This window comes from Actinophytocola algeriensis (genome assembly GCF_014203735.1).
GTDB lineage: Bacteria > Actinomycetota > Actinomycetes > Mycobacteriales > Pseudonocardiaceae > Actinophytocola > Actinophytocola algeriensis.
In genome coordinates, this window is the sequence record NZ_JACHJQ010000005.1 from 656869 (window position 1) to 682535 (window position 25667).

A 25667-nucleotide genomic window follows, 5' to 3' on the forward strand; every position below is an offset into this window, starting at 1 on the left:
CCAAGGGTGCTGAGCGGAGCTTGCGGAGCGAGCCAAGGGTGCTGAGCGGAGCTTGCGGAGCGAGCCAAGGGTGCTGAGCGGAGCTTGCGGAGCGAGCCAAGGGTGCTGAGCGGAGCTTGCGGAGCGAGCCGTGGCTGCCGTGCGGCTATCCTCGGTGAAGTGACAGAACAGGTCGTCCTGCTCGACGAGCAGGGGCACGGGATCGGGGTCGCCGACAAGGCGACGGTGCACCACCTCGACACGCCCCTGCACCTCGCCTTCTCGTGCTATGTGTTCAACTCGCGCGGTGAGCTGCTGGTGACGCGGCGGGCGCGGGGGAAGAAGACGTGGCCGGGCGTGGTGACCAACAGCTGCTGCGGTCACCCCGGGCCGTCCGAGCCGTTCGTGGCCGCCGTCCAGCGCAGGCTCGCCGACGAGCTGGGCCTGCCCGCGGCGCCGAGTGTCGACCTGCTGTTGCCGAAGTTCCGGTACCGCGCGGTGATGGACAACGGCACCGTCGAGAACGAGCTGTGCCCGGTGTTCCGCGCGGTCACCGACACGGCGCCGGACCTGTCGCCGGACGAGGTGGACGAGTACGGCTGGATGTCCTGGCCGCTGTTCGTCAGCCTCGTGACCGGCGGCGAGCTGACCGTGTCGCCGTGGTGCCGGGAGCAGGTCGATCAGCTGGTGGCGCTGGGTTCGGACCCCTTGACCTGGCCGGTCGCGGACGAGGCCGGACTGCCTGCGGCGGCCAGGGTCGTCGCGTAGTCGGCGCGCCAGTTGCGCAGGCCGAGCACGCACAGTGCGAGGAAGCCGACGTACAGGACCGCGGTAAGCCACAGGTCCTTGTAGGCGTAGAGCGGCACGTAGATGACGTCCGCCGTGATCCACAGCCACCACGACTCGAGCTTCTTGCGTGCCTGCCCCCACGTGGCGAGCAGGGACAGCACGGTCGTGATCGCGTCCGGCAGCGGCACGGTCGAGTCGGTCACCGTGTCGAGCAGGACGGTCAGCCCGGCCGTGCCGAGCACCCCGAGGCCGCCGAGCACGAGCCACTGGCTCCGGGTCGTGCGGGTGACGGTCAGCGCCGTGTGCTGGACGCCGCCGCGTAGCCAGGCCCACCAGCCGTACAGCGCGAGCCCCATGTAGACGATCTGCAGGCCGGCGTCCGCGTAGATCCCGGCCGTCCAGAACAGGATCAGGAACATGACGTTGTTCGCGATCCCGATGGGCCAGTTCCAGATGTTCTGCCTGGCGACGAGCCACACGCACAACGCGCCCGACACGAACCCGAGGATCTCGACGATGTCCACCCATGCCCCTTTAGTGTTGACTTATATAAGTGGGACTCGATACGGTGCTGTCCCCGACCAATGACACCAGAGGAGACCCCCGATGATCGATGTCGGTGAGCAGATCAACGCGGTGAGCCGCCACATCGGCAGCCGCGTGTTCGGCCAGGGGGAGGCACGCGTCGCGACGATCAGCCAGACCTACGACACGGACGTCGACGACGTGTGGGACGCGTGCACCAACCCAGAGCGGCTCCCGAGGTGGTTCCTGCCGGTCACCGGCGACCTGAAGGTGGGCGGGCACTACCAGCTCGAAGGGAACGCGGGTGGCACCGTCGAGCGCTGCGACCCGCCCAAGAGCTTCTTCGCGACGTGGGAGTTCAACGGGATGGTCAGCTGGATCGAGGTCCGGGTCGCGCCGGAGTCCGACGGCAGGACCCGCCTTGAGCTGGAGCACACCGCCCACGTCGACGACGACCTGTGGGCGCAGTACGGCCCCGGCGCGACCGGCATCGGCTGGGACCTGGCCCTCTGGGGCCTGGTGAACCACCTGGCGCCCGGCGCCCCGGCCGTGACCCCGGAGAACGCCGAGGCGTGGACCCTGTCGCCCGAGGGCATCGCGTTCGTGACGGCCGCGGCTGATCGCTGGCGGGCCGCCCACGTCGAGTCGGGCACCGACGAGGCGGCCGCGGAGGCCGCGGCGGCACGCGTGATGGCCTTCTACACGACCCCGCCCGAGCCTCCGGCCGGCGACTGACCGGGGACTGAAGGTGGCCGGCTGCCCGCTCGCGTGGTCCGGCGGGCAGCCGCCTCGTAGGCTCGGCTGCCATGGACTCGCTTGCCACGGACAACGAGGTGCTCGTGATCGGCGCGGGGGTCAGCGGCCTGACCACCGCCATCTGTCTCGCCGACGCGGGCTGGTCCGTCCGCGTACTGGCGCGTGACCTCCCGCACGACACCACGTCCGAGGTCGCGGGCGCGCTGTGGGGGCCGTCGTTCCAGGAGCCCATGGCCAAGACCATGGCGTGGACCGACCGGTCCCTCGCCGACTTCACCGCGCTCGCCGAGGACCCCGGGTCCGGAGTGCGCATGGCGCAGACCCTCACCGTCAGCACCATGCCCGCCGGTGACCCGCCGCCGCAGGCACGCGCCATCCCCGAGCTTCGCGCGTGCGAGCCGGCCGAGCTCCCGCCGGGCTTCGCCAGTGGCTTCCGCGCGGTCATGCCGCTCGCCGACATGCCCCGCTACCTCGACCACCTGACCGCACGCCTGGCGGCGGCGGGAGTGGTGGTCGAGCAGGGGACCGTGACCTCGCTGGACGAGGCCGTCCGCGAGGCGCCGCTGGTCGTCAACTGCGCCGGTCTCGGCGCTACGGATTTCGGCGACGACAGCGTTCGCCCGGTGTTCGGGCAGCACGTGGTCGTCACGAACCCAGGTCTGGACCTCCTGTTCATGGAACTGTCGATGGCCGACGAGTGGACGAGCTACTTCCCGCACGGCGACCGCGTCGTCTGCGGTGGCGTGCGCATCCCCGGCCGCTGGGACCGCACACCGGAACCCGGGATCACCGACCGGATCCTGGCGCGGGTCCGCGCGCTGGCGCCACGCCTACGGGACGCGGAGGTGATCGAGGTCGTCACCGGCCTGCGCCCCGACCGGCCGTCGGTGCGCGTGGAGACCGAACAGCTCGGTACCGGGTGGTGCGTCCACAACTACGGGCACGGCGGTAACGGCGTCAGCCTCTCGTGGGGCTGCGCCCGCGAGGTCACCGAGCTGGCCGGCCGGCTGCGCTAGCCGTCCAGCCGCGCGGTGAGCCTGCGCGGCGCCTGTAATCGGTACGCGTCGGTGAGCAGCTCCCGCACCTCGGCCCAGTCGGGCTCGCCCACGTCCAGCCGAAGCGCCGCCCAGCCGCGGGCGCCGAGGTACGCGGGCACGTAGAAGCGCTCCGGGTCCGACGTCACCAGCGCGCCCTGCTCACCGGGTGCCGCCTTGAACGCCACCCCGATGACCCCGTCGCCGTGGTGGTCGTCGAGGAAGTAGCCGAACGTCTTCTTGCGCACGGCCAGCGTCAGGTGCCGGTCGCCGGTGCACGTCGCCTCCGGCAGCTCTGCGACGATCGCGGCGACCCGCTCGCGGAGCAGGTTCTCGGACATGGGAGGACGCTAGCGCGCACCACCGACAGTTCCGGGCGCGGCGAGAGTTCGCCTGTCACCGAACGGTTCCGGCGCGACACTCGGAGCATGGTCCGCTCGCCGCTACTGGTCGTCATGTGCGCCGGGTACTTCCTGGTCCTGCTCGACGTCACCGTCGTCAACGTGGCGCTCCCGGACATCGGCGGCGCGCTCGCGTCCGGTCCGGCCGGCCTCCAGTGGGTGGTCGACGGCTACGCGATCGCCATCGCCGGGTTGCTCCTCGTCGGCGGCACCGTCGGCGACGTCCACGGCCACCGATGGTCGCCGGTCTCCTCCTCGCGGCCGCCGGGTTCGCGCTGCTGACCGGGCTGCGGGCGGACTCGTCCTACCAGGTGCTCCTGCCCGCGCTGCTGCTCTGGGGCCTCGGGCTCGCTGCCCTCACCCCGGCGTTCGGAGCGGTCGCGGGCACTGCGTCGAACGCGCGGGCGTTCGTGTCCGGGCTGCACCTGACCGGCCTCGTCGCAGCCGCGTTGTTCCTGGTAGCGGCGTTGTCCACACTGCTCATGCGTTCGAATTGACACGAGTTCGAACGTGTGTTCGACTATGCCCCGTGCGATGGGAAAGCCAGCGCGTCGATCATGACGGCAACGACGGCCCCGGTGGCAACGGCGGCCAGCAGACACTGCCCGGTCTCCCCGGGCTGGTGCGCAGCGTGCGCACCCCGGAGTTCGCGAACGTCGTCTTCCACGAGGTGCGGGCCAAGTCCGTGCTGAACAAGGTGCCCGGCCAGTCGCGGATGCCGTTCGGGTGGACGGTCAACCCGTACCGCGGGTGCAGTCATGCCTGCCGGTACTGCCTCGCGGGGGACACCCCGATCCTGATGGCCGACGGCCGCACCAGACCGTTGTCCGGGCTGCGCGCGGGCGACCGGATCTACGGCACGGAGCGGGTCGGCAACCGGCGCAGATATGTCGCGACCCAGGTGCTCGCGCACTGGACCACGCACAAGCCCGCGTTCCGGGTCACGCTGCGCGACGGCACACAGCTCATCGCCAGCGGCGATCACCGCTTCCTCACCGACCGCGGCTGGCGGCACGTCGCGGAGGGCGCGTGCGAGGACGAGCGGCGGATCCTCGTGCCGGGCGACCGGCTGGTCGGCACCGGCCACTTCGCGACCCCGCCCAAAGGCGGCGAGGACTACCAGTGCGGCTACCTGGCCGGCATCGCGGCGGGGCACGGCGAGCCGGTCGACCCGAGGGTGCTCGAACGGGCCAGGGAGTTCCTGACCGGGGAGGAGTCGATCAGCCTGCCGATCCAGCGTCCCGATGTGCCGAGCGAGGAGTGGCACAAGGGTTTCCTGGCCGGCGTGTTCGACGTGGACGGGGACTACTCCAGGGGGCGCCTGCGGGTCGGTCGCACTGGCCGCGCCGTGCTGCCGGAGGTCGTCGCGGCGTTGCGGCGCTTCGACTTCGCCTTCGTCGTGGAGGAGGCGGGGCACCGCAGCGGCGTGTGCCGCTTCCGGCTGACCGGCGGGCTGGGGGAGCACCTGCGCTTCCTGCACTCGGTGGACCCCGCGCACACCGGCACCAACGAGCTGAACGGTGTCGTCCTGCGCTCTGCGGCGCAGCTCGCGGTGGCGACGATCGAGCCACTCGGCCTGGAACTGACGCTGTACGACATCACCACGGGCACCGGCGACTTCATCGCCAACGGCGTCGTCAGCCACAACTGCTTCGCCCGCCGCACACACGAGTACCTCGACCTCGACGCCGGCGAGGACTTCGACTCGCAGATCGTGGTCAAGGTCAACGCACCCGAGGTGCTGGCCACCCAACTGCGCTCGCCGCGCTGGACCCGCGAACCCGTCGCGATGGGCACCAACACCGACCCCTACCAACGCGCCGAGGGCCGGTACCAGCTGATGCCGGGGATCATCCGAGCCCTCGCCGGCAGCGGCACCCCGTTCAGCATCCTCACGAAGGGCACGGTCCTGTCCCGCGACCTGCCACTCCTGTCCGAGGTGAGCAAGGACGTCGAGGTGGGTGTTGGCGTGTCGATCGCCTTGGTGGACCGGGAACTGCAACGCAAGCTGGAACCGGGCACGGCAAGTCCCCAGGCGAGACTGGAGCTGGTCCGCAAGATCGTGGAGGCCGGCCTGCCCTGCGGTGTGTTCGTGGCCCCGGTGTTACCTGGTCTAACCGACTCGGTAGAGCAGTTGGACGCACTGCTGTCGTCGATCGCCGACACCGGGGCGACCGGCGTGACAGTGCTGCCACTCCATTTACGCCCGGGCGCGAGAGAGTGGTTCGCCGCGTGGCTGGCACGCGAACACCCACGGCTCGTGCCGGAGTACCGCCGCATCTACGCCAAAGGCAGCAACGCGGACGTGCGCTACCGCCGCTGGCTGGGCACCAGGGTCGGCCCGCTGTTACGCAGGCACGGCCTGGGTCCGAAAGCGACGCGGCCTGTGGACACGGCTGAACCTGGCTGGCCGGACGGCAGCCTGACCGACCCGGCGAAGGCCGCGGAACCGGTGCGGCAGGAACAGCTGTCGCTGCTGTGATGACGTGAGGGCACGTGCGAGGACAGGCGCCTGTCCTCGCGTACCTCGCGATCAGCATCCCGTCCGGCATCGACCGCGGTGATCGACGTGTGTCGTCACCTCACGCGACGACGAAGCTGAGGCGATGCAGCAACTGTTCCTCCGCGACCGGAGTCAGGCGGTAGCCATCGGCCACCGCGACGATCGCGCCGGACGTGACCTCGTCGTCCCACCAGTCGCGGATGAATCCCTCCGCGAACCCGTCCGTGCTGAATCCATACGGTTCGGCGACGAGCGAGAACACGATCATCAGCTCGTAACAGGGCAGGTCGTACGAAGGCCTGTCCCTGTCGTAGCGCAGGAAGTCCTCGAAGGACGACGCCGTCGTCAGGTGGGAGTACAGCCAGAAGAGAAGCCGGTACATGAGCAGTGAGGACTCGTCGGCGTGCAGTGAGAAATAGCCCTTCTCGTCGACGATCCGGCGCCCCAGCGCCCGCAGCGCCCGCTCCCCGTCCGGTAGCCGGGACGCCGCCAGGGCACGCGACACGATCGGCGACAAGGAACCGCGCTCGACCGTGGTCAGGGCCTCCAAGCGGTCCTCCTCGGCGGTGTCGAACTCGTCCTCGGGAACCAGGCCGTCGACGAACGTCGCGAAGTCCGGTGCGACCGCCGTGACGCGATAGTCGGCTTCCTGGTCGACGTGCACGACCCGGGGCTCGCCGCGGCGGCCGCAGGCGCGGTAGTCGAGCATGATCAGCTCGTGGCCCGCGGACGGGGTGTCCGCGATGCCGACACCGATCGGCGGATATCCCCACTCACGCAGCATGAACGTCGATCCCAGTGGCCCGCACAGCGAGTAGTCCGCGGTCCGGCCGATCGCGTAAAGGCCGGTGATCATGAGATAGGCGTCGTCGGGAAGCGGGTGGCAGCACCGCCGCACCATGCCGCCGTTGTGGCCGCGCGCGAGGTCGACGTAAGCCGCGGGCAGCCGGTACCCGCCCAGCTCCTCCTCGATCGAGGCGATCAGCTCATCGCTCGGTGGCGGCTCGATGTAGTGCGCCAGCGAGTACGGGTGGTCGTCCCAGAAATCCGTGAGCTCGGGATCGGTCAGGTGCGCTCCCTCGGCCAGTCCCAGCGCACGCAGAACGTGCCCGGACCGAAGTCGAGCGCGACCGCGTGTGCCTGGCCGTTGGGTGTGACCTCGACCTTGCGCCGCGTCGTGGTCTGCTCCTCCGGGTTGACCGTGTACAGCTCGCAGTACGCCGGCAGGGCGTCCGGGTCGAACTGCATCTCGAGCACGAACTCACGCACCGGCGTCGTGAACCGCCTGCAGTAGCTGTCGTCACCGCGTGAGTAGGGCGGGCCGGGGTGGTTGAGCGCGTACTCGACGATCGCCGTCTCGCCGCGGGCCAGGGGTGCGTCGAGCAGGATCTCGGCCGCGATGAGGCCGGCGTCCTCGTCCCGGGCGACCCGGCCGATCTGGCACGACTGGCCTGCCACGACGTCCGGGAACGGCCTGCCGATCCGTTCGAGGTCGTACACCATGACGGTCCGGTCGACGCCGTCGCGCTCGGCACGCAGCACCTGCCGCACCGCGATCCGCTTCTCGCCCCAGTCGGCCGCGACGTCCATGCGGTCGTGCTGCGAGAGCTTCGTCAGCGCCGTCTCCGTGGTGAAGTCGATGCGCTTGAGCAGCTTCGACAGCGCCTCACTGCCCGGGAACAGCGACGGGATCGGTACCCGCGACGACTCCCGCTGCACACGGCCGCGCGGGCGCGGTGGCCCGAGCAGGGCGATCAGTGAGCCCGGTGCGACACCCAGCACGGACTCGAGATGCCCGAGCGCCGCCAGCGACTCGGCTCGTTCCGGTCTGCGCCGCCCCGACTGCCAGTAGCTCAGCGCCGTCACGCTGACCGACACGCCACGGGCGCGTAACCGGTACTGGATGCGATCGAGGCTGAGCCCACTGGCCTGGATGGCGGTGCGCAGCGCGGTCGGAAAAGCATCGGCCGCGAGGCTGTCCACCGGGTGGGGGAGCGCACGCCTGATCTCGCCGGTTCGGTGCAGCTCTCGAACTGGTTCGCGGGTCGCGCCGCCACCCATCGTGGTCTCCTCGCGTTCTCCCCAGTTGTCCCTACCTACCACCTGGTAACCAACACCCTACGACGTACCGGCTGGCCGTGGTAGCCAACACGTTAAATCCACGCGTGACCGTTTCGGTGCTCACGGTGATCGTAGCGCCGGAAACCTGCTGGACGGAACAGTGCCGCCGTTGGCTAGCCTCTATCAGCACATCATCCCTCGACAGGAGAGAGCACGCCGTGATCCGCACGCACGAGGCCGGGACGCTTCGCGCCGAACACGCCGGACAGTCCGTCACGCTGAGCGGCTGGGTTGCCCGCCGGCGCGATCACGGTGGGGTCATCTTCGTCGATCTGCGTGACGCGTCCGGCGTCGCGCAGGTGGTGTTCCGCGAAGGTGAGATGGCCGAGCGCGCGCACGGCCTGCGCGCCGAGTACTGCATCAAGGTCGTCGGCGAGGTGGCCAAGCGGCCCCAGGGCAACGAGAACCCCGAGATCGCCACCGGCGAGGTCGAGGTCCTGGTCACGGAGCTGACCGTGCTCAGCGAGGCCGCGCCGCTGCCGTTCCAGCTCGACGAGCACCTCACCGTCGGCGAGGACGTCCGCCTCCGCCACCGCTACCTCGACCTGCGCCGCGGCGGCCCCGCGCGGGCCATGCGCATGCGCAGCGAGGCCAACCGCATCGCCAGGGACGTCCTCCACGCCGAGAAGTTCGTGGAGGTCGAGACCCCGACGCTGACCCGCTCCACCCCGGAAGGCGCCCGCGACTTCCTGGTGCCCGCCCGCCTGCAGCCCGGCTCCTGGTACGCGCTGCCGCAGTCGCCGCAGCTGTTCAAGCAGCTGCTGATGGTCGGTGGCCTGGAGCGGTACTACCAGATCGCCCGCTGCTACCGGGACGAGGACTTCCGCGCCGACCGCCAGCCGGAGTTCACCCAGCTCGACATCGAGATGAGCTTCGTCGAGCAGGACGACGTGATCGCGCTGGGCGAGAAGGTCATCGCGGCGCTGTGGAAGGAGCTGGCCGACCACGAGATCCAGCTGCCGATCCAGCGGATGACCTACGCCGACGCGATGGCCCGCTACGGCACCGACAAGCCGGACCTGCGCTTCGGCCTCGAGCTGACCGAGCTGACCGAGTACTTCGCCGACACGCCGTTCCGCGTGTTCAAGGCCCCGTACGTCGGCGCGGTCGTCATGCCGGGCGGCGCCGACCAGCCGCGCCGCCAGCTGGACGCGTGGCAGGAATGGGCCAAGCAGCGCGGCGCGAAGGGCCTCGCCTACGTCCTCGTCGGCGCCGACGGCACGCTCGGCGGCCCGGTCGCCAAGAACCTGTCCGAGGCCGAGCGCGAGGGGCTCGCCAAGGCCACCGGAGCCAACCCCGGCGACTGCGTCTTCTTCGCCGCCAACACCCCCTCCGAGGCCCGTGCGCTGCTCGGCGCCGCCCGCGTCGAGATCGGCCACCGGCTCGGGCTGATCGACGAGTCGGCGTGGTCGTTCGTGTGGGTCGTCGACGCGCCGCTGTTCGAGGAGGCCGAGGCCGCCCGCAGCTCAGGTGACGTCGCGGTCGGCGGTGGCCGCTGGACCGCCGTCCACCACGCGTTCACCTCGCCGACCCCCGACTGGATCGACCGGTTCGAGGAGGACCCTGGCAACGCGCTGGCCTACGCCTACGACATCGTCTGCAACGGCAACGAGATCGGCGGCGGGTCGATCCGTATCCACTCCGTCGACGTGCAGAAGCGGGTCTTCGAGGTCATGGGCATCTCCGAGGCGGAGGCCGAGGAGAAGTTCGGCTTCCTGCTGGAGGCGTTCAAGTTCGGCCCGCCCCCGCACGGCGGCATCGCCATCGGCTGGGACCGCACGGTCATGCTCCTGGCGGGCGAGCCGTCGATCCGCGACGTCATCGCCTTCCCGAAGACCGGCGGCGGCTACGACCCGCTGACGGCCGCGCCCGCGCCGATCACGCCGGAACAGCGCAAGGAGGCCGGTGTGGACGTCAAGCCGCAGCAGCCCAAGGCCGACAAGGCGTAACGCGTGCTGCACCTGCGGGTGGTCAGCCCGCCGGAGCACACCGAAGCGGTGGTCGCCGAGCTGCGGGAGCACCCGGGCGTGGCGCACGTGGTGTTCCTGCCTGGCGCCGCCATCCAGCCCGCGGGCGACGTGGTCGAGGCCGACGTCGCCCGCGAGGCGGCCGACGAGCTGATCTCGGTGCTGTGCTCGCTCGGGCTCGACCACACCGGCGCCATCACGCTCGAGCAGATCGACACGGCGCTGTCCGACGCCGCCGACCGGGCGGAGGAGTCGGCGCCGGGTGACGGCGCCGACGCCGTGGTGTGGGAGGAACTGCTCGCGCGGACCGGCGAGGAGTCGCGGTTCAACGCCACCTTCATGGCGTTCCTGGCGATCGCGTGCCTGCTCGCGGCCGTCGGCGTGATCACCGACTCGCCGGTGACGCTCGTCGGCGCGATGGTCGTCGGGCCGGAGTTCGGGCCGCTGGCCGCGATCGCGGTCGGGCTGGTGCGCCGGCGCTGGGACCTCGTGCGCAGGGCGTCGCTGGCGATCGCGATCGCGTTCCCGCTCGCCATGCTGATCACCGCGGGCGGCACGGCGCTGGGCAGCGCGGCCGGGTTGTTCGACGCGTCCGCGTTGCGCGGCGAGCACGAGGTGGACTTCGTGTTCGACGTCGGCCCGTGGTCGCTGATCGTGGCGCTGCTCGCCGGGGCGGCCGGGATGCTGTCGATGACGTCGGCCAAGTCCGCGGCGCTCGTCGGCGTGTTCATCTCGGTCACCACCGTGCCGGCGGCAGGCTACGCGAGCATCGCCGCGATCCTCGGCGAATGGTCCCGGGCCGTCGAGTCGCTCGCGCAGCTGGTCATCAACCTCGTCGGCATCGTCCTCGCCGCTGCTGTCGTGCTCCTGCTGCGCCGCGCCACGTGGACCACGACGGACTCGGGCCGTCCACTCTCAAACGGCTGAGCCCCACCTTCCCGCCCAGTCGCAACAGTCCTGACACGAAGCTGTTTTCGTTATTTATCCGAAGAACAATGGCTACTTGATCGATGGACATGACTACGGTCGGTGGTACGAGCGGGAGTAGGGTCTGAGGAGATGAGTGTGGAAACCGCCGCCGACCCACCGACACTTGGTGGCGAAGCGGACCCCGAAGTACTGGCGACCGTGGTTGCGGCCGAATCGGTGCTCAGCAGACGGTTCGGCGCCCGGATCCGGTTGACCGAGCCGGAGGATCTCGGTGGCTCCACGCGTTCCTGCGTGGTGCGGGTGCGGGTGGCGGAGAGCCCGTTCTCCCTGCCGAGAACACTCGTGCTCAAGCGCTACCTCGCGCCGCTCGACGAGCACTGCGACAGCTTCGTGCGGGAGGCGGCGAGTTACCAGCTGTTCACCGCGCTCGCGTCCGAGGACCGGATGTGCCCTGAGCTGTTCGCGCATGATCCCGTCAGCAGGTTGCTGGTGCTGGAGGACCTCGGCCGCGCGCCGACCCTCGCGGACAAGCTCCTCGGTGACGACGCACGCGGTGCGGAACGCGCGCTGCTGTCGTACTCGCGGTCGCTCGGCAGGCTGCACGCGACCACCGCGGGCCGCGAGGCCGACTTCGACGCGCTGCAGCGGCGCCTGACGGTCCCGGACTTCAAGGACCCGCTCTCCATCGACGGCGCCGCCGCGTTGAACGACCTGCCGGACCTGCTGGCGGAGGAACTGGGCGTCACCACGTCCGTCGCCGTGCTCGAGTGCGCGGAACGCAGTCGCAAGCTGCTCGAAACGGGCAGGCACCGCGCGTTCAGCCCGTCGGACTCCTGTCCTGACAACAACCTGAGCACCAGCCGTGGCGTGCGCTTCCTCGACCTCGAGGGCGGCTGCGTGCGCAACGCGATCTTCGACGCGGCCTACCTCCGGGTGCCGTTCCCGTCGTGCTGGTGCCCGTTCGCGCTGCCCAACGGCATGACCGACGCGATGCTCGCGGGCTGGCGCGCCGAGGTCCGGGTCGTGTGGCCCGACCTGGACGACGACTCCGTGCTGCTGCCCGCGTTGCTCGACGCGCAGCTGTTCTGGGTGTGGCTGACCACGTGGCAGTTCTTCTCGCAGCCCCACGCCGCGCAGACGCACTCGACGCTGCCCGTGGACACCCCGCCGGAGACCCACGTGCTGACCGACCGCTGGCGCCGTCTCGCCGACGACGCGCTGCTGGCCGGTTCGGACGCGGTGGCCGAACACGCGGCCGCGGTCGGTGACCGGCTGCGCAAGCGGTGGTTCGACGACGACCCGATCCTGGCCGTGTACCCGGCTTTCCGCCGCTGACGGACGAGCGGAGCGAGCGGATCACGGTTGTGTCGGTGGTCCGCGTTACCGTGCGCGCATGGGATTCTCCGAGCGGTACCTCCGCCCAGCGGGTGTCGCGCCGGCAGGGGACTGGCGCGTCAAGCAGTACCAGGTGACGGTCACCGAACAGCCGATCGAGGGCGCCGTGGTGGTTGCGGCCGAGGCGTACCTGCCGAAGCTGATGCCTGCCTCGGCGGCGACCGACGCCACGCCGAGGGTGGCGTTCTCCGTGCTGCACAAGGGAGTCGACGCGGTCTGGCTCATGGCGTACGCGTGGGTGCACGGCGAGATCGTGCACAGCCGCGGTGCCAGTGCCGGACTGGACGCGCCGACGTCGTTCACGCCGCTGACCGAACCGCTGATCGGCTGCGTGTGGGAGCTGCCCGCCCTCGTACACGAGCGGTCGTCGTGGGTACGCCACGGTTTACAGCCGGAGCACGCCGCCGTCGACGCCTACCTGGCGGACGTCCTACCCGAGGGTCCCGTCGGCGGGCCGTGATCTGCGGGGCACCGCACCCGGACGTACGTTGGGAACACGGTGAAGGGAGACGCGATGACCGAGCGGACTGTGGACGCACCGGCGATCGTGTCGGCGTACGACTGGGGTGCGCTCGGCCACGTCGTGGACGTGGGCGGCGGGGACGGGACGTTGCTGATCGCGCTGCTGAACGAGTACCCGGCGCTGAGCGGCACGGTGGTCGACCTGCCGGCCACGGCGGAGGTCGCGCGGAAGATGTTCGAGGCGGCCGGGTTGTCGGACCGCGCGAAGGCGGTGGCCGGCGACTTCCTCAGCGAACTGCCGGACGGCGCGGAGGGCTACCTCCTGTCCTCGGTCCTCCACGAGTGGGGCGACGACGACGCGTGCGCGATCCTCCGCAACTGCGCGCGAGCCGCAGGGGAGGACGGGGCGGTCTTCGTGATCGAACCCGACGGTGCCGGGGGCCGCGGTGTTCCCGAGCTGACCGCCTGCGCCGAGAGTGCGGGGCTCGTCGTCGCGGCGGTGCACACCGCCGGCACGATGGCGATCGTCGAACTGGCGGCGCGCTGACTCAGGTCTTCTGCGTGAACCGCACGTCCTCCGGCGCGAGGTCGCGCAGGTACCGCAGCGCGTCGTCGAGCACGCGTGCCTTCTGCTCCGCGACGGCGAGCGGTGACCCGAACGTGCGCGTGAGCCGCCGTGCCCGCCTGGCGAGGCGCGGATCGGCGGCGAGCGCGGCACTCGCCTCGTCGGTCAGGTCGAACGACAGGTAGCGGGCGGTGACGCCGCGGCGGCCGTGCCACAGGTGCAGGGTCACGACCGTGACCTCCGGCCAGTCCAGGCGCACGGACCGCGGCGAGAAGAACCCGCCCGTCCGCACCCAGACGTGCTCGCCGTCCGCCGCGAGCAGTGGGCCGAACGAGACCTGCGCGCGGACGAGCAGCAGCTCCAGCACCACCCCGGCGAGGCACAGCGACCCGATCACGAGCCACACCACCGACCAGGTGGTGGCGACCCCGAGCGCGGCGACCGCCGTCGTCCCGACGAAGATCGCGACCGTCGGGCCGTGCTCGCGCACCGCGTGCCGCGACTCCGCGGGCACGACCAGCTTCACGTCGTCGGGGATGCGGGCGGCTCGTTGCACGTCGGCGAGGGTATCCGGCGGCGATACGCTGGTGGCGCGGACGTCGTGAGGGAGAGGTGAGCGGGTGTACGAGCGGTACGTGGCGATCGGGGACAGCCAGACGGAAGGTCTCGGCGACGGCGACGACACCACGGGCCTGCGCGGCTTCGCGGACCGGCTCGCCGCCCGCCTCGCCGAGGAGAACCCGGACCTGCGCTACGCGAACCTGGCGGTGCGCGGCAAGCTCGCGGGCGAGGTCCACGCCGAACAGCTCGCGACCGCGCTCGAGCTGCGGCCCGACCTCGCGACCGTCGTCGCCGGGCTGAACGACGTGCTGCGCCCCAAGTGCGACGTGGACCTGGTCGCCGGGCACATGGAGGCGATGTTCTCGTCGCTGCGGGCCGCGGGCGCCACCGTCGGCACGGTCACCTTCCCCAACGTCGCGAGGATCGCGCCGCTGGCCAAGCCGCTGCTGCCGCGCGTGCTCGCGTTGAACGCCCGGATCCGGGAAGCCGCCGCCCGCCACGGCGTGAAGGTCGTCGAGACGTTCGCGGTGGACGTCACCACCGACGCCCGCATCTGGTCGCCGGACCGCCTGCACGCGAGCCCCGAGGGCCACCAGCGCATCGCCGACTCGATGGCCCACGCGCTGGAGCTCCCCGGCGCCGACGACTCCTGGACCCTCCCGCTCCCGGTACTGCCGCGGCCGGACCGCCTGACCGTGATCCGCACGGAACTGCGGTGGCTGAGCGGGTTCCTCGGCCCGTGGCTCGGCCGCCGCCTCCGCGGTATCTCCTCGGGCACCGGCCGGGTGGCGAAACGTCCGGACCTGACCCCGTTCCGCCAGGACGGCTGATCAGACGAGCAGGTCCCGCGCCGCCGCCTGCCCGTTGTGCTCCGCCCACCCCGCTGGCGTGGCCCCGTACACCTCGTCCTGGATCGTCGTATCCGCGCCCGCCGCAAGCAGCACCTCGATCACCTCGACGTGACCGGACTCGGCGGCGTGGTGCAGCGCGGTCGTACCCACCCCGTGCCGCGGCCCGCCGAACGTCCCGCGCACGTCCACCCCGGCGCCCAGCTCCAGCAGCCGCCGCACCGCGGCGACCCGGCCCTTCGCCGCCGCCCAGATCAGCGGCGTCCCCCGGTACACGTCCGCGTCCAGCGCGGCCCCGCGCTCGGCGAGCCACGTGATCGCCTCGACCGCGTCGCACCGCGCGGCCCAGCTCACTGCCTCGTCGCGGATCTCGGTGAGCGAGTCCGACGGCCGCCACACCGGGAAACCGCTGTGCGGGCGGTAGAAACCGCGGCCCGACCCCGGCACCGAGGACTCGAGCAACGCGACGTCGTCCAGCCCGGCCGCCGTCCGCAGGTTGTGCGGCACCACCTCGACCGCCGCCAGCACCCGCGCGACCTCCACGTGCCCCCAGAACAACGCCGCGGCCAGCGGGGTCCCGCCGTCGCCGCGCGCGGACAGCGCCGTGGGTGCCCCGGCGTCGAGCAGCACCCGCGCCATCAGCGGCAGGTTCGCGTACCCCGCCTGGTGCAACGCGGTCCAGCCGTGGACGTTCGCGTGCGCCACGTAGGCGCCCCGCGCCAGCAGCACCGTGACGAGGCGCTCGTCGCGTGTCGCCGCCGCGAGCCCCAGCAGGTCGTTGCCGCCCGTCCCCACCACGTCCACCGCGCCGGGGAACCGGTTGGTCAGTGCCGCGAGCCCGTCCACGTCACGTGCCTCGACCAGCCGGTAGGCCGCCGCGAACGCGGACGGCTGCAGGAACGACTCCCAGTCGTCGAAGCCGTGCCCGCGCGCGAGCACCAGCCGCGCCCCGTCCGGTGTGTGCGGGGCCGACCAGCGGGCGAACTCCGCGACCACAGAGGGTGTGCCGTCCAGTGCCGAGGCCAGCAGGCCGTCGGCGCGCTCGGCAAGGTAGTCGGGATCGTCGCGGAACACGTGCCAGGTCACCGGCGAATCGTAGGCCCCGGGTAGCGTCGCAGGCGTGGACGATGGGCTCGACCTGGAACTGTTCGACACCGGCTCCGCACCACAGGGGGAGCGACACCCCGGCGGCAAGGAGCGGGTGAGCGCGAACGCGCCGCTGGCCGTCCGCATGCGGCCCGCGACGCTCGACGAAGTGGTCGGCCAGGACCACCTGCTCGGGCCCGGCGCGCCGCTGCGGCGGCTGGTCGAGGGCGCGGCGCCCGCGTCGCTGATGCTGTACGGACCGCCCGGCACCGGCAAGACCACCCTCGCGATGCTGGTCTCCAGCGCGATCGGCCGCCGTTTCGTCGCGTTGTCCGCGCTGTCGGCGGGGGTGAAGGAGGTGCGGGGCGTCATCGAGGAGGCACGCCGCCGCCTCACGCACTCCGGCGAGTCCACGGTCCTGTTCATCGACGAGGTGCACCGCTTCTCCCGCACCCAGCAGGACGCGCTGCTCGGCGCCGTCGAGGACCGCATCGTGCTGCTGGTCGCCGCCACCACGGAGAACCCGTTCTTCTCCGTCGTCTCCCCGCTGCTGTCCCGTTCGCTGGTCCTGCAGCTGCGTTCGCTCACCGACGACGACGTACGCGCCCTGGTGCGGCGCGCGATCGCCGACGACCGCGGCCTCGGCGGCACGGTCACCCTCGAGTCCGACGCCGAGGACCACATCGTGCGGCTCGCGGGTGGTGACGCCCGCCGCGCCCTCACCGCGCTGGAAGCGGCCGCCGACTCCGCACTCGCCACCAACGACGGGAAGGTGGACCTGCCGACCGTCGAGTCCACCGTCGACAAGGCCGCCGTCCGCTACGACCGGCAGGGCGACCAGCACTACGACGTCATCAGCGCGTTCATCAAGTCCATCCGCGGCTCGGACGTGGACGCCGCGCTGCACTACCTCGCTCGCATGATCGAAGCGGGGGAGGACCCGAGGTTCATCGCGCGGCGCCTGGTGATCCACGCGAGCGAGGACGTCGGCATGGCCGACCCGACCGCCCTGCAGACCGCCACCGCCGCCGCACAGGCCGTGCAGCTGATCGGGCTCCCGGAGTGCGCGCTGAACCTGGCGCACGCCACGGTCCACCTCGCGACCGCACCCAAGTCGAACGCGGTGACCACGGCCATCGGCGCCGCCATGGCCGACGTCCGCCAGGGCGCGGTCGGCACCGTGCCCGCCCACCTGCGTGACGGCCACTACGCGGGCGCGAAGAAACTGGGCAACGCCACCGGCTACCGCTACCCGCACGACGTGCCGGAGGGCGTGCTCGAACAGCAGTACCCGCCGGACGAGCTGGTGGGCAAGGACTACTACCAGCCGACCCAGCGCGGCGCTGAGCGCGCACTCGCCGAGCGGGTCCCGAAACTGCGGCGCGCCATCAGGGGGAACAGGTGAAGATCGGGTACTGGCACACCCTCTTCGGGGACGGCATCCACCCCGTGGAACTCGGCCGTGCGCTGGAGGAGCGCGGGGTCGACGCGTTGTTCGTCGGCGAGCACACGAACCTCCCGGTGGCCGGTGCCGAGGACCTGCCCGACGACCAGCGGCACTCGCACCCGAGGCTCACCGACCCGCTCGTGACCCTCGCCGTCGTCGCGGGCGCCACCGAACGCCTCACGCTCGGCACGTCCGTGCTGCTCGCCGCCCAGCACGAGCCGATCGCGACCGCGAAGGCCATCGCGAGCCTGGACGCGTTCACCGGCGGCCGGGTGGTCATCGGCGTCGGCGCGGGCTGGCACGACGGTGAGCTGGCCGCGCACGGTGTCGACCCGAAGCAGAAGGTCGCCGTGCTGCGCGAGCACGTGCTCGCCATGCGGGCGATCTGGAGCCACGACGAGGCCGAGTTCCACGGCGAGCACGTCGACTTCGGGCCGCTGTACTCGTGGCCGAAACCGCCCAGCGGTCCGCAGGTGCTCGTCGGCGGCGGCCGGAAACCGGCGGCGCGCAAGATCGCCGAGTACGCCGACGGCTGGCTGCCCATCTACCCCGGCGACCCGGACACCCTCGTCGGCGACATCGCCACCCTCCGCGAACAGGTGGGCCGGGACGTCCCGGTCACCGTGATGAACGCACCCGCGGACAAGGACGTCCTCGCCCGGCTGGCCGACGCGGGCATCGAACGGGCACTGCTGGAGCTGCCCCGCGCCGGCCGCGACGCCACGCTGCGCACGCTGGACGGACACGCCGGTCTGATCACCTGATCCGAACGGGCCGGTGTCGGTGGCGCGCGGTAACCTGACCGGCATTCGCAGACCACTTACACCTTGGAGGGCTTGTGTCAGCAGGGCAGATCGCCGCGCTGATCGCGGCCGGCGCGTTCGTGCTGCTCGTTCTGCTGCTGGCGATCCCGTTGATCAAGCTCGGGCGCACGCTCGACGAGGCGACCATCGCGATCCGCAAGGCGCACACCAACACCGACCCGATCTTCTCCGAGGCCAACACCACGCTCACGCGGGTGAACACGCAGCTGGAGCGAGTCGACGGCATCACGTCGAACACGCAGGCCGTCACCGGCAACGTCTCGGCGCTCACGTCGGTGTTCACCGCGACGCTCGGCGGCCCGCTCGTGAAGGCCGCCGCGTTCTCCTACGGCGTCAGCAAGGCGCTGAAGGCCCGCCGCAAGATCAAGGGCGAGACCGACGGCAAGCACGCGCGGCGCGGGAAGCGCAAGGGAGCCACCTCGTGAAGCGGCTCTTCTGGCTCGGGGTGGGTGTCGTCGCAGGCGTCACCCTGTCCCGCAAGGCCAAGGAGACCGCAAAGCAGGCGACCCCGGCCGGGATCGCGGGTAACCTGGGTGAGGCGATCAGCGAGCTCGCGGGCGCGATCGGGTCCTTCGGGGCCGACGTCCGCGCGGGCATGTCGGAGCGGGAAGAGGAGTTGTCCGAGGTGGTGGAGCAGCGGTCCGGGGTCAGCCCCGTGGCGCGGCGTGCCCTCGGCGGCCGTGACGAGACGCGGAGGCCGACCAGGTCGGCCGGTACGCGAGCTAACAGGGCGGGCAGCTGAGCCGCGCCCTGTAGCGCCGCGCTGTCCGCCTCGCCGGACCTCCGCACCTTCTCGCACCCCAAGGACTGACCCGTGGACACGCACGAGATCTCCAAGCGCTTCACCGACCACTTCACGAGCAACGGGCACACGCAGGTGCCCAGTGCCTCACTGATCCTCGACGACCCGAACCTGCTGTTCGTGAACGCGGGGATGGTGCAGTTCAAGCCGTTCTTCCTCGGTGAGGAGCCGCCGCCGTACCCGCGCGCGACCAGCGTGCAGAAGTGCGTGCGCACCGGCGACATCGACGAGGTCGGCAAGACCACCCGCCACAACACGTTCTTCCAGATGGCGGGCAACTTCTCCTTCGGCGACTACTTCAAGGAAGGTGCGATCGAGCACGCCTGGAAGCTGGTCACCGGCAGCCAGTCCGACGGCGGCTACGGCTTCGACCCCGAGCGCATCTGGGCGACGGTCTACAAGAACGACGACGAGGCGTTCGAGCTGTGGCGCAAGATCACCGGCCTGCCGGAGGAGCGCATCCAGCGCCGCGGTGGCAAGGACAACTACTGGGACATGGGCGTGCCCGGTCCCGGCGGTCCCTGCTCGGAGATCTACTACGACCGCGGCCCCGCGTTCGGGCAGTCGGGTGGCCCTGAGGCGGACGAGGACCGCTACCTCGAGATCTGGAACCTCGTCTTCATGCAGGACGAGCGCGGCGAGCTGTCCCCCAAGGAGGACCACCCGCCGATCGGCGAGCTGCCCGCGAAGAACATCGACACGGGCATGGGCATCGAGCGCGTCGCGTTCCTGCTGCAGGACGTGGAGAACGTCTACGAGACCGACCTCGTCCGCCCGGTGATCACCAGAGCGGAGGAGATGTCGGGCCGCCGCTACGGCGCCAACCAGATCGACGACGTGCGCTTCCGCGTCATCGCGGACCACGCGCGGTCGGGCGTCATGCTCATCGGCGACGGCGTCACGCCGGGCAACGAGGCGCGCGGCTACGTGCTGCGCCGCCTGCTGCGCCGCATCGTCCGCTCGGTGCGCCTGCTCGGCGTGAACGAGCCGGTGCTCGGCGAGTTCGCGAAGGTCGTCCGCGACACGATGGGGCCCGCCTACCCCGAGCTGGTCGAGCAGTTCGACCGCATCGACGGTGTGGTGCGCCAGGAGGAGGACACGTTCCTCCAGACCCTGTCGAGCGGCTCGAAGATCTTCGACCTCGCGGCGGGCGAGACGAAGTCCTCCGGTGGCACGGTCCTGCCCGGGGACAAGGCGTTCCAGCTGCACGACACGTACGGCTTCCCGATCGACCTGACCCTGGAGATGGCGTCCGAGCAGGGACTGAAGGTCGACGAGGACGGCTTCCGCCGCCTGATGTCCGAGCAGCGGCAGCGCTCGAAGCAGGACGCGGCGCAGCGGAAGGTCGGGCATTCCGACGGCGGTGCGTACCGGTCGATCCTCGACACCCACGGCACCACGGACTTCCTGGGCTACAAGGACCTCACGACCGAGTCCCGCGTCGTCGGCCTGCTCTCGCACGGCCAGTCCGCGGTGTCGGCGGGGGAGGGCGCGGAGGTCGAGGTCGTGCTCGACCGCACCCCGTTCTACGCGGAGGGCGGCGGTCAGCTCGCGGACACCGGCAAGATCGTCGGCGACGGCTGGGTCGTCGAGGTGCAGGACGTGCAGTCACCCGTCGCGGGCCTGAACGTCCACCGCGGCAAGGTGGTGTCCGGCGAGGTGCTGCTCGACGCGACCGCGCACGCGGAGGTCGACCGGACCCGCCGCCGCGCGGTGTCCCGGTCGCACTCGGCGACGCACCTCGTGCACGCGGGTGTGCGGCGTGCGCTCGGCACGCAGGCGGCGCAGGCGGGTTCGCTGAACGCGCCGGGACGGCTGCGGTTCGACTTCACCTCGCCGGGCGGTGCGGTGCCGCAGAGCGTCATCGCGGACGTCGAGGACGAGGTCAACGACGTGCTGCTCAACGACTACGAGGTGCGCTCGGAGGTCGTCAGCCTCGACGAGGCGCGCAAGTCGGGCGCGATCGCGTTCTTCGGCGAGAAGTACGGCGAGAAGGTCCGCGTCATCACCATCGGCGACTACTCCAAGGAGCTGTGCGGTGGCACCCACGTGCACCGTTCCGGCGAGATCGGCGTCGTGAAGCTGCTCTCCGAGGCGTCGATCGGCGCGGGTGTGCGCCGCGTCGAGGCGCTGGTTGGCCTGGACGCGTTCCGGTTCCTCGCGCGGGAGCACGTGCTCGTCGGGCAGCTCGCGGAGCAGTTCAAGGTGCGGCCCGACGAGTTGCCGGAGCGCATCGGGCAGACCGTGGAACGCCTGCGCACCGCGGAGAAGGAGCTGGAGCGGCTGCGTGGCGCGCAGCTGCTGTCGTCGGCGGGCACGCTCGTGGACGCGGCGGAGGACATCCGGGGCACCGCGCTCGTCGCGGTCGCGACCCCGGACGGCATCGGCGGCAACGACCTGCGCCAGCTCGCGTCCGAGGTGCGCAACCGGCTCGGCAACCGGCCCGGTGTCGTCGCGCTGTTCTCCGCGGACGGCGAGAAGGTCAGCTTCGTCGTCGCGACCACCTCGGCGGCGCGCGACGTGGGCTTCGCGGCGGGCAAGCTCGTGCCCTCGTTCGCGCCCGCGATCGGCGGCCGCGGCGGCGGCAAGCCCGACCTCGCGCAGGGCGGCGGCGGCAACGCGGCGGGCGTCCCCGATGCGGTCGCGGCGCTGCGCAAGGCGGTTTCCGAGGTATCCGCGTGACCGGAGCGGCTTGCCGTCATGACCGAACCTGATCGGCCGGGTCACCGGGATCCGGGACCCGGCCGCAGGCTCGGCGTCGATGTCGGATCTGTACGGGTCGGGGTCGCACTGAGCGATCCCGGTCCGGTGCTCGCGACGCCACTCGTTACGCTGTCTCGCGACGAACGCTCGGACGGCGACCTCGATCGCCTCGCCGAGCTCGTTGTCGAGCACGAGGTGGTCGAAGTGGTGGTCGGTTTACCCAGGACGCTCGCGGCCCGCCATGGCAAGGCGGCGGCCATCGCGACGGCGTACGCCAGGAAGCTGGCGCGGCGGGTCCGGCCCATTCCTGTGCGATTGGCCGACGAACGCTTGACTACGGTCAGCGCCACAAGAATGCTCAGCGACCGCGGAGTGCGTGGAAAGCAACAGCGGGCGGTGGTCGACCAGGCGGCGGCCGTCGAGATCTTGCAGGCCTGGCTGGACGGGCGGGCACGTCAGATGCCCCCGGAGGCGCAGGAACGATGACTCAACACGACGACGACCTCGATCTGTTCTCCGAGGCACGTACCGAGCGTCACCGGCCGGTACGCGTTGACCGGGGCGGCCGGAGGCCACCGCCGCCCAGGAAGAAGAAGCGCAAGACCGGGCTGTGGATCGGCATGCTCGTGGTGCTCGTGCTGATCGCGGCGGGCGGCTACTACGGCTACAAGCAGCTGACCGGCATCGGTGACTACGAGGACTTCGCCGGACAGGGTGAGGGCGACGTCGTCATCCAGGTGCACAACGGCGACTCGACCGGCGACATCGCCGCCACCCTCGTCGACGCGGGTGTGGTGGCCAGCTCACGGGCGTTCGTCGCGGCCGCCGAGTCGAACACGGACGTGCGGGGTGTGCAGCCCGGCTACTACGTGATGAAGACGAAGGCGTCCGGCTCCGCCGCCGTGTCCAAGATCGTCGACCCGAAGTCGCGGGTGGGTGCCATGGACATCAAGCCGGGCGCCCAGCTCGAGAACGTCATCCTCGGGCAGGACAAGGTGGTGAAGGGCATCACCGCGATGCTCGCCGACGCGTCCTGCGCGGAACTCGACGGCAAGAGCACCTGTGTGCCGCCGGAGCAGCTCGCCGAGGCGGTCAAGACCGCGGATCTCGCCAAGCTCGGCGTGCCGGACTGGGCGATCCCCGACGCCAGCAAGGCGGAGCCGCAGCGCAGGCTCGAGGGCCTGATCATGCCGGGCGTGTACCACGTGAAGCCGGGCTCCACGCCGGAGGAGCTGTGGCAGCAGCTGGTGGGCGAGTCGGCGACGCGGATGCAGGCGTTCGGGCTGCCGGACGTCGCGAAGGACACCGGGTACACGCCGTACCAGGTGCTCGTGATGGCGTCGCTGGTGGAGAAAGAGGCCATCACCAAGGACTTCGGCAAGGTGTCGCGGGTGACCTACAACCGCCTGCGCGAGTCGATGAAGCTCGAGTACGACTCCACGATCAACTACGTGCTGGACCGCCCGGCGATCCGCACGAACGAGGAGGACCGCGACCGGGTCGGCCCGTACAACACCTATGACAACACCGGTTTGCCGCCGACGCCGATCTCGGCGCCGGGCGAGGGCGCGCTCGAGGCGGCCGTGAACCCCGAGCCCGGCGAGTGGCTGTTCTTCGTGAAGTGCGAGAAGGACGGCACGTCGTGCTTCGCGGTGACGAACGACGAGCACAACGACAACCGCGTGAAGGCCCAGGCGAACGGTGCCTACTGACGTCCGCTGCGCCGCGGTCGTCGGGAAGCCGGTAGCGCACTCGTTGTCGCCGGTGCTGCACGGCGCCGCGTACGAGGCGCTGGGGTTGCCGTGGACGTACACGCGGCTGGAGGCGTCGGAGTCCGAGTTGCCCGCGCTGGTGGCGGGCCTGGACGAGTCGTGGGTCGGCCTGTCGGTGACGATGCCGGGCAAGGGCGCGGCACTGGAACTGGCCACGACGGCCACCGACCGCGCCCGCGCGGTGGGCGCGGCGAACACGCTGGTGCGCCGCGCCGGCGGGTGGGCGGCGGACTGCACGGACGTCGACGGGGTGGCGGGTGCCCTGCGGGCCGCGGGTTTCGCCGGCGGCACGTCGGGCCTGGTGCTGGGCGCGGGCGGTACGGCCAGGGCGGCGCTCGCCGGCCTGGCCGAACTGGGCGTGACCTCGGTGACGGTCGTGGTGCGCGACCCCGCCCGCGCCGACGCGGCCAGGGCGTGCGCGGCGGCGGTGGAGGTGAAACTCGAGGTCGTGGCGTGGGCGTCGGCCCACTTTCCCGCGCTGGTGGCGGGTTCGTCGGTGCTGGTGAACACGGCACCTCCGGACGCGGTCTCCCCGGACGCCCTCGGCGGCACCCCGTTCCTGCTGGACGTCATCTACCACCCGTGGCCGACGCCGCTGGCGACGGCGGTGGCCGGGCGGGGCGGTCACGTGGCGACGGGCCTGGACATGTTGCTGCACCAGGCTTTCGGACAGGTGGAACAGTTCACCGGCACGAGCGCGCCCCGCCAGTCGATGCGCGACGCGCTGCACACGGCCACGGGCGGAATCCTGCCGCTGCCGCTCTAGAGTGGGTTGTGTGGACGAGGAACAGTTGCGCGCCATCACGATCGGTGAGCTGACCCCGCACGCGACGAAGATCGTGATCGAGGACTACGACCCGGCGTGGCCGGACTGGTTCGAGTGGGACCGCGTGCGCATCGCCGACGCCCTGGGACCTGTCGCGCTGTCGATCGAACACGCGGGGTCGACCTCGGTGCCGGGCCTGCCCGCGAAACCGGTCATCGACATCCTGCTGCAGGTGGCCGACACGACGGCCGAGGACACGTACGTCCCCCACCTGGAGGCCGCTGGCTACGCGTTGAGGGTCCGCGAGCCGGAGTGGCTGGAACACCGGTTGCTGCGCCGCCGAGGGGAACCCCACGACGTGAACCTGCACGTGTTCTCACCCAGGTACGCCGCGGCGGAGATCACCCGGATGCTGACCTTCCGCGACTGGCTGCGCACGCACGAAGCCGACCGGAACCTGTACGCCGCGACGAAACGGGAACTGGCCACACGAGACTGGCGGTACGTGCAGGACTACGCGGACGCGAAATCCGACGTGGTGAAACAGATCCTGGCCCGCGCCGGCGCCTGAACCAGACCGAGCGAAAGTCCCATTCGCTCGGCCTTCTCCTTGTCTCCCACGGCTTTCCGGTGGACCGTGGACACATGAACTTCGCACTCCTCCTCACCGCCCTCGGCGCGGTCACCGGCGTGGCGTCCCAAACCCTGCTGACCCGGCTGCGCCGGGGTGCGTCCGTCCATACAGGATGGTGTGCCGTCGGGGTGGCGGCACTGTGGGCCGTGGCGGGCTGGCGTACCGAGACAGGCCACCTCCCGTGGTGGTGGCTGCCCATCCCGTTGGTGGTGGCCTGGTTCGCGGTGACGCTGACGGTGGTGGACCTGAAACACCGAAGACTGCCGAACGTGCTGACACTGGCGGCATATCCGGCCGTCGCGGTGGCGACGACGGTGGCGGCGACCCAGTCTGGCTGGCAGATAGTGGAAGGCGCGCTACTGGGCGGAGCGGCCCTCACGACGATGTACCTGGCGATCCACCTGATGTGGCCAACGGCGATGGGCGGCGGGGACGTCAAGCTGTCCGGCAGCCAGGGCGCGGTACTGGGTGCGGTGGGCTGGCCCGCGGTGCTGGTGGGCACGACACTGGCGGCCGTCCTGACTCTGGTGCTGAACGCGGCGGCCCCGAAACGCCGACGAGAGTCCTGGCGCACCGGCATCCCCCACGGCCCGGCCTTACTGGCGGCGACCTACCTGGTAGCCACCTTCCCGGCGATCCAGGGATGACGGGCCATGCCCAGCACCGTCAGCGCCCAACGAGCGCGCCCTCACCGATCGAGGCGCATCCGACATCGAGCCTGGCCGCATCCCGCCCCGCCCGCCCCGCCTGGCCCGCCCGGCTTGGCCGCGTCCCCGCTCCGCCTGGCCTCGCCTGGC

General features: G+C 71.2%; 28 protein-coding genes. 22 read left to right on the forward strand and 6 right to left on the reverse strand.

All coding sequences use genetic code 11. The features are described 5' to 3' along the window. Nucleotides 1-159 precede the first annotated feature (159 nt). Nucleotides 160-747, forward strand: coding sequence for an isopentenyl-diphosphate Delta-isomerase (idi, locus tag FHR82_RS25645; RefSeq protein WP_184813035.1), 588 nt, complete (start codon nt 160-162; stop codon nt 745-747). Here the strand turns inward: idi and pnuC are convergent. Then, nucleotides 660-1292 carry a nicotinamide riboside transporter PnuC gene (gene pnuC, locus FHR82_RS25650; RefSeq protein WP_184813036.1) on the reverse strand — a complete coding sequence of 211 codons (633 nt, stop codon included), beginning with the start codon at nt 1290-1292 and terminating at the stop codon, nt 660-662. The genes idi and pnuC overlap by 88 nt on opposite strands. An 82-nt stretch (nt 1293-1374) precedes the next feature. Between pnuC and FHR82_RS25655 the strand changes: the two genes are divergently transcribed. Both FHR82_RS25655 and FHR82_RS25660 read left to right on the forward strand, forming a co-directional pair. After that, a complete protein-coding gene (locus tag FHR82_RS25655) occupies nt 1375-2028 on the forward strand; it encodes an SRPBCC family protein (protein WP_184813037.1) in 654 nt (217 codons plus the stop codon). Between the two features lie 71 nt (nt 2029-2099). Then, nucleotides 2100-3065: an FAD-dependent oxidoreductase gene (locus FHR82_RS25660; protein WP_184813038.1), complete on the forward strand. Its 966-nt coding sequence runs from the start codon at nt 2100-2102 to the stop codon at nt 3063-3065. Here FHR82_RS25660 and FHR82_RS25665 read toward each other — a convergent pair. Next, on the reverse strand, nt 3062-3424 hold the full coding sequence (locus tag FHR82_RS25665; RefSeq protein WP_184813039.1) for an MmcQ/YjbR family DNA-binding protein: 363 nt from the start codon (nt 3422-3424) through the stop codon (nt 3062-3064). The genes FHR82_RS25660 and FHR82_RS25665 overlap by 4 nt on opposite strands. An 87-nt stretch (nt 3425-3511) precedes the next feature. Here FHR82_RS25665 and FHR82_RS25670 point away from each other — a divergent pair, with 87 nt between their 5' ends. From FHR82_RS25670 to FHR82_RS25680, 3 genes are read left to right on the forward strand one after another with little or no spacing between them, the layout of a single operon-like run. Further along, entirely contained in the window at nt 3512-3766 is a 255-nt protein-coding gene (locus FHR82_RS25670; protein ID WP_184813040.1) for a hypothetical protein, read from the forward strand. Then, nucleotides 3721-3981: a hypothetical protein gene (locus FHR82_RS25675; RefSeq protein ID WP_184813041.1), complete on the forward strand. Its 261-nt coding sequence runs from the start codon at nt 3721-3723 to the stop codon at nt 3979-3981. Before FHR82_RS25670 ends, FHR82_RS25675 begins: the two co-directional genes overlap by 46 nt. A 32-nt stretch (nt 3982-4013) precedes the next feature. Then, the gene (locus tag FHR82_RS25680; RefSeq protein ID WP_184813042.1) at nt 4014-5966 is read left to right on the forward strand and encodes an intein-containing Rv2578c family radical SAM protein; all 1953 of its coding nucleotides are present in this window, start codon (nt 4014-4016) and stop codon (nt 5964-5966) included. A 100-nt stretch (nt 5967-6066) separates the two neighbouring features. Here FHR82_RS25680 and FHR82_RS25685 read toward each other — a convergent pair whose 3' ends face one another. Continuing rightward, complete coding sequence (locus tag FHR82_RS25685; RefSeq protein ID WP_221464322.1) at nt 6067-7089, reverse strand: SMI1/KNR4 family protein; 1023 nt, start codon at nt 7087-7089, stop codon at nt 6067-6069. Continuing rightward, the gene (locus FHR82_RS25690) at nt 7053-8090 is read right to left on the reverse strand and encodes a hypothetical protein (protein ID WP_311771272.1); all 1038 of its coding nucleotides are present in this window, start codon (nt 8088-8090) and stop codon (nt 7053-7055) included. The genes FHR82_RS25685 and FHR82_RS25690 overlap by 37 nt, the downstream gene beginning before the upstream one ends. 176 nt (nt 8091-8266) lie before the next feature. On the opposite strand from FHR82_RS25690, the gene aspS reads away from it, so the two are divergent. The 5 genes from aspS to FHR82_RS25715 all read left to right on the forward strand — a co-directional run bounded on the left by aspS (nt 8267) and on the right by FHR82_RS25715 (nt 13409). Then, nucleotides 8267-10057, forward strand: a complete 1791-nt coding sequence (gene aspS / locus FHR82_RS25695; RefSeq protein ID WP_184813043.1) for an aspartate--tRNA ligase — start codon at nt 8267-8269, stop codon at nt 10055-10057. Nucleotides 10058-10060: 3 nt separating this feature from the next. After that, the gene (locus FHR82_RS25700; RefSeq protein ID WP_184813044.1) at nt 10061-11002 is read left to right on the forward strand and encodes a DUF389 domain-containing protein; all 942 of its coding nucleotides are present in this window, start codon (nt 10061-10063) and stop codon (nt 11000-11002) included. 132 nt (nt 11003-11134) lie between these two features. Further along, nucleotides 11135-12340 carry a hypothetical protein gene (locus FHR82_RS25705; RefSeq protein ID WP_184813045.1) on the forward strand — a complete coding sequence of 402 codons (1206 nt, stop codon included), beginning with the start codon at nt 11135-11137 and terminating at the stop codon, nt 12338-12340. Nucleotides 12341-12398: 58 nt separating this feature from the next. Continuing rightward, the gene (locus FHR82_RS25710; protein WP_184813046.1) at nt 12399-12860 is read left to right on the forward strand and encodes a hypothetical protein; all 462 of its coding nucleotides are present in this window, start codon (nt 12399-12401) and stop codon (nt 12858-12860) included. 54 nt (nt 12861-12914) lie between these two features. Then, on the forward strand, nt 12915-13409 hold the full coding sequence (locus FHR82_RS25715; protein WP_184813047.1) for a methyltransferase: 495 nt from the start codon (nt 12915-12917) through the stop codon (nt 13407-13409). A gap of 1 nt (nt 13410) precedes the next feature. On the opposite strand, the gene FHR82_RS25720 is transcribed toward FHR82_RS25715, so the two are convergent. Then, a complete protein-coding gene (locus FHR82_RS25720) occupies nt 13411-13983 on the reverse strand; it encodes a hypothetical protein (protein WP_184813048.1) in 573 nt (190 codons plus the stop codon). Nucleotides 13984-14047: 64 nt separating this feature from the next. Here FHR82_RS25720 and FHR82_RS25725 point away from each other — a divergent pair, with 64 nt between their 5' ends. Beyond that, a complete protein-coding gene (locus FHR82_RS25725) occupies nt 14048-14818 on the forward strand; it encodes an SGNH/GDSL hydrolase family protein (protein WP_184813049.1) in 771 nt (256 codons plus the stop codon). On the opposite strand, the gene FHR82_RS25730 is transcribed toward FHR82_RS25725, so the two are convergent. Continuing rightward, the gene (locus FHR82_RS25730; protein ID WP_311771273.1) at nt 14819-15922 is read right to left on the reverse strand and encodes an ankyrin repeat domain-containing protein; all 1104 of its coding nucleotides are present in this window, start codon (nt 15920-15922) and stop codon (nt 14819-14821) included. A 115-nt stretch (nt 15923-16037) separates the two neighbouring features. Between FHR82_RS25730 and FHR82_RS25735 the strand changes: the two genes are divergently transcribed. The 10 genes from FHR82_RS25735 (at nt 16038) to FHR82_RS25780 (ending at nt 25517) form a co-directional block, all read left to right on the forward strand. Next, entirely contained in the window at nt 16038-17327 is a 1290-nt protein-coding gene (locus tag FHR82_RS25735; RefSeq protein WP_311771304.1) for a replication-associated recombination protein A, read from the forward strand. Next, nucleotides 17324-18133: a TIGR03619 family F420-dependent LLM class oxidoreductase gene (locus FHR82_RS25740; RefSeq protein WP_184813051.1), complete on the forward strand. Its 810-nt coding sequence runs from the start codon at nt 17324-17326 to the stop codon at nt 18131-18133. Before FHR82_RS25735 ends, FHR82_RS25740 begins: the two co-directional genes overlap by 4 nt. A 74-nt stretch (nt 18134-18207) precedes the next feature. Then, complete coding sequence (locus FHR82_RS25745; protein ID WP_184813052.1) at nt 18208-18618, forward strand: DUF948 domain-containing protein; 411 nt, start codon at nt 18208-18210, stop codon at nt 18616-18618. Further along, nucleotides 18615-18935: a hypothetical protein gene (locus FHR82_RS25750; protein WP_311771274.1), complete on the forward strand. Its 321-nt coding sequence runs from the start codon at nt 18615-18617 to the stop codon at nt 18933-18935. Before FHR82_RS25745 ends, FHR82_RS25750 begins: the two co-directional genes overlap by 4 nt. A 72-nt stretch (nt 18936-19007) precedes the next feature. Continuing rightward, a complete protein-coding gene (gene alaS / locus FHR82_RS25755; protein WP_184813053.1) occupies nt 19008-21677 on the forward strand; it encodes an alanine--tRNA ligase in 2670 nt (889 codons plus the stop codon). Between the two features lie 18 nt (nt 21678-21695). Further along, nucleotides 21696-22184, forward strand: a complete 489-nt coding sequence (ruvX, locus tag FHR82_RS25760; protein WP_184813054.1) for a Holliday junction resolvase RuvX — start codon at nt 21696-21698, stop codon at nt 22182-22184. Further along, nucleotides 22181-23410, forward strand: a complete 1230-nt coding sequence (gene mltG / locus FHR82_RS25765; RefSeq protein WP_184813055.1) for an endolytic transglycosylase MltG — start codon at nt 22181-22183, stop codon at nt 23408-23410. The genes ruvX and mltG overlap by 4 nt, the downstream gene beginning before the upstream one ends. Continuing rightward, entirely contained in the window at nt 23400-24236 is an 837-nt protein-coding gene (locus FHR82_RS25770) for a shikimate dehydrogenase (RefSeq protein ID WP_184813056.1), read from the forward strand. Before mltG ends, FHR82_RS25770 begins: the two co-directional genes overlap by 11 nt. A gap of 10 nt (nt 24237-24246) precedes the next feature. After that, nucleotides 24247-24807, forward strand: a complete 561-nt coding sequence (locus FHR82_RS25775) for a GrpB family protein (protein ID WP_311771275.1) — start codon at nt 24247-24249, stop codon at nt 24805-24807. Between the two features lie 74 nt (nt 24808-24881). Continuing rightward, entirely contained in the window at nt 24882-25517 is a 636-nt protein-coding gene (locus FHR82_RS25780; protein ID WP_184813058.1) for a prepilin peptidase, read from the forward strand. Nucleotides 25518-25667 lie beyond the last annotated feature (150 nt).

Coding starts and splice junctions, on each gene's coding strand:
- FHR82_RS25655 (WP_184813037.1), top strand. CDS start 1,375: ATGATCGATGTCGGTGAGCAGATCAACGCGGTGAGCCGCCACATCGGC.
- ruvX (WP_184813054.1), top strand. CDS start 21,696: ATGACCGAACCTGATCGGCCGGGTCACCGGGATCCGGGACCCGGCCGC.
- mltG (WP_184813055.1), top strand. CDS start 22,181: ATGACTCAACACGACGACGACCTCGATCTGTTCTCCGAGGCACGTACC.
- FHR82_RS25715 (WP_184813047.1), top strand. CDS start 12,915: ATGACCGAGCGGACTGTGGACGCACCGGCGATCGTGTCGGCGTACGAC.
- FHR82_RS25780 (WP_184813058.1), top strand. CDS start 24,882: ATGAACTTCGCACTCCTCCTCACCGCCCTCGGCGCGGTCACCGGCGTG.
- FHR82_RS25665 (WP_184813039.1), bottom strand. CDS start 3,424: ATGTCCGAGAACCTGCTCCGCGAGCGGGTCGCCGCGATCGTCGCAGAG.
- FHR82_RS25660 (WP_184813038.1), top strand. CDS start 2,100: ATGGACTCGCTTGCCACGGACAACGAGGTGCTCGTGATCGGCGCGGGG.
- FHR82_RS25710 (WP_184813046.1), top strand. CDS start 12,399: ATGGGATTCTCCGAGCGGTACCTCCGCCCAGCGGGTGTCGCGCCGGCA.
- FHR82_RS25705 (WP_184813045.1), top strand. CDS start 11,135: ATGAGTGTGGAAACCGCCGCCGACCCACCGACACTTGGTGGCGAAGCG.
- FHR82_RS25675 (WP_184813041.1), top strand. CDS start 3,721: ATGGTCGCCGGTCTCCTCCTCGCGGCCGCCGGGTTCGCGCTGCTGACC.
- FHR82_RS25670 (WP_184813040.1), top strand. CDS start 3,512: ATGGTCCGCTCGCCGCTACTGGTCGTCATGTGCGCCGGGTACTTCCTG.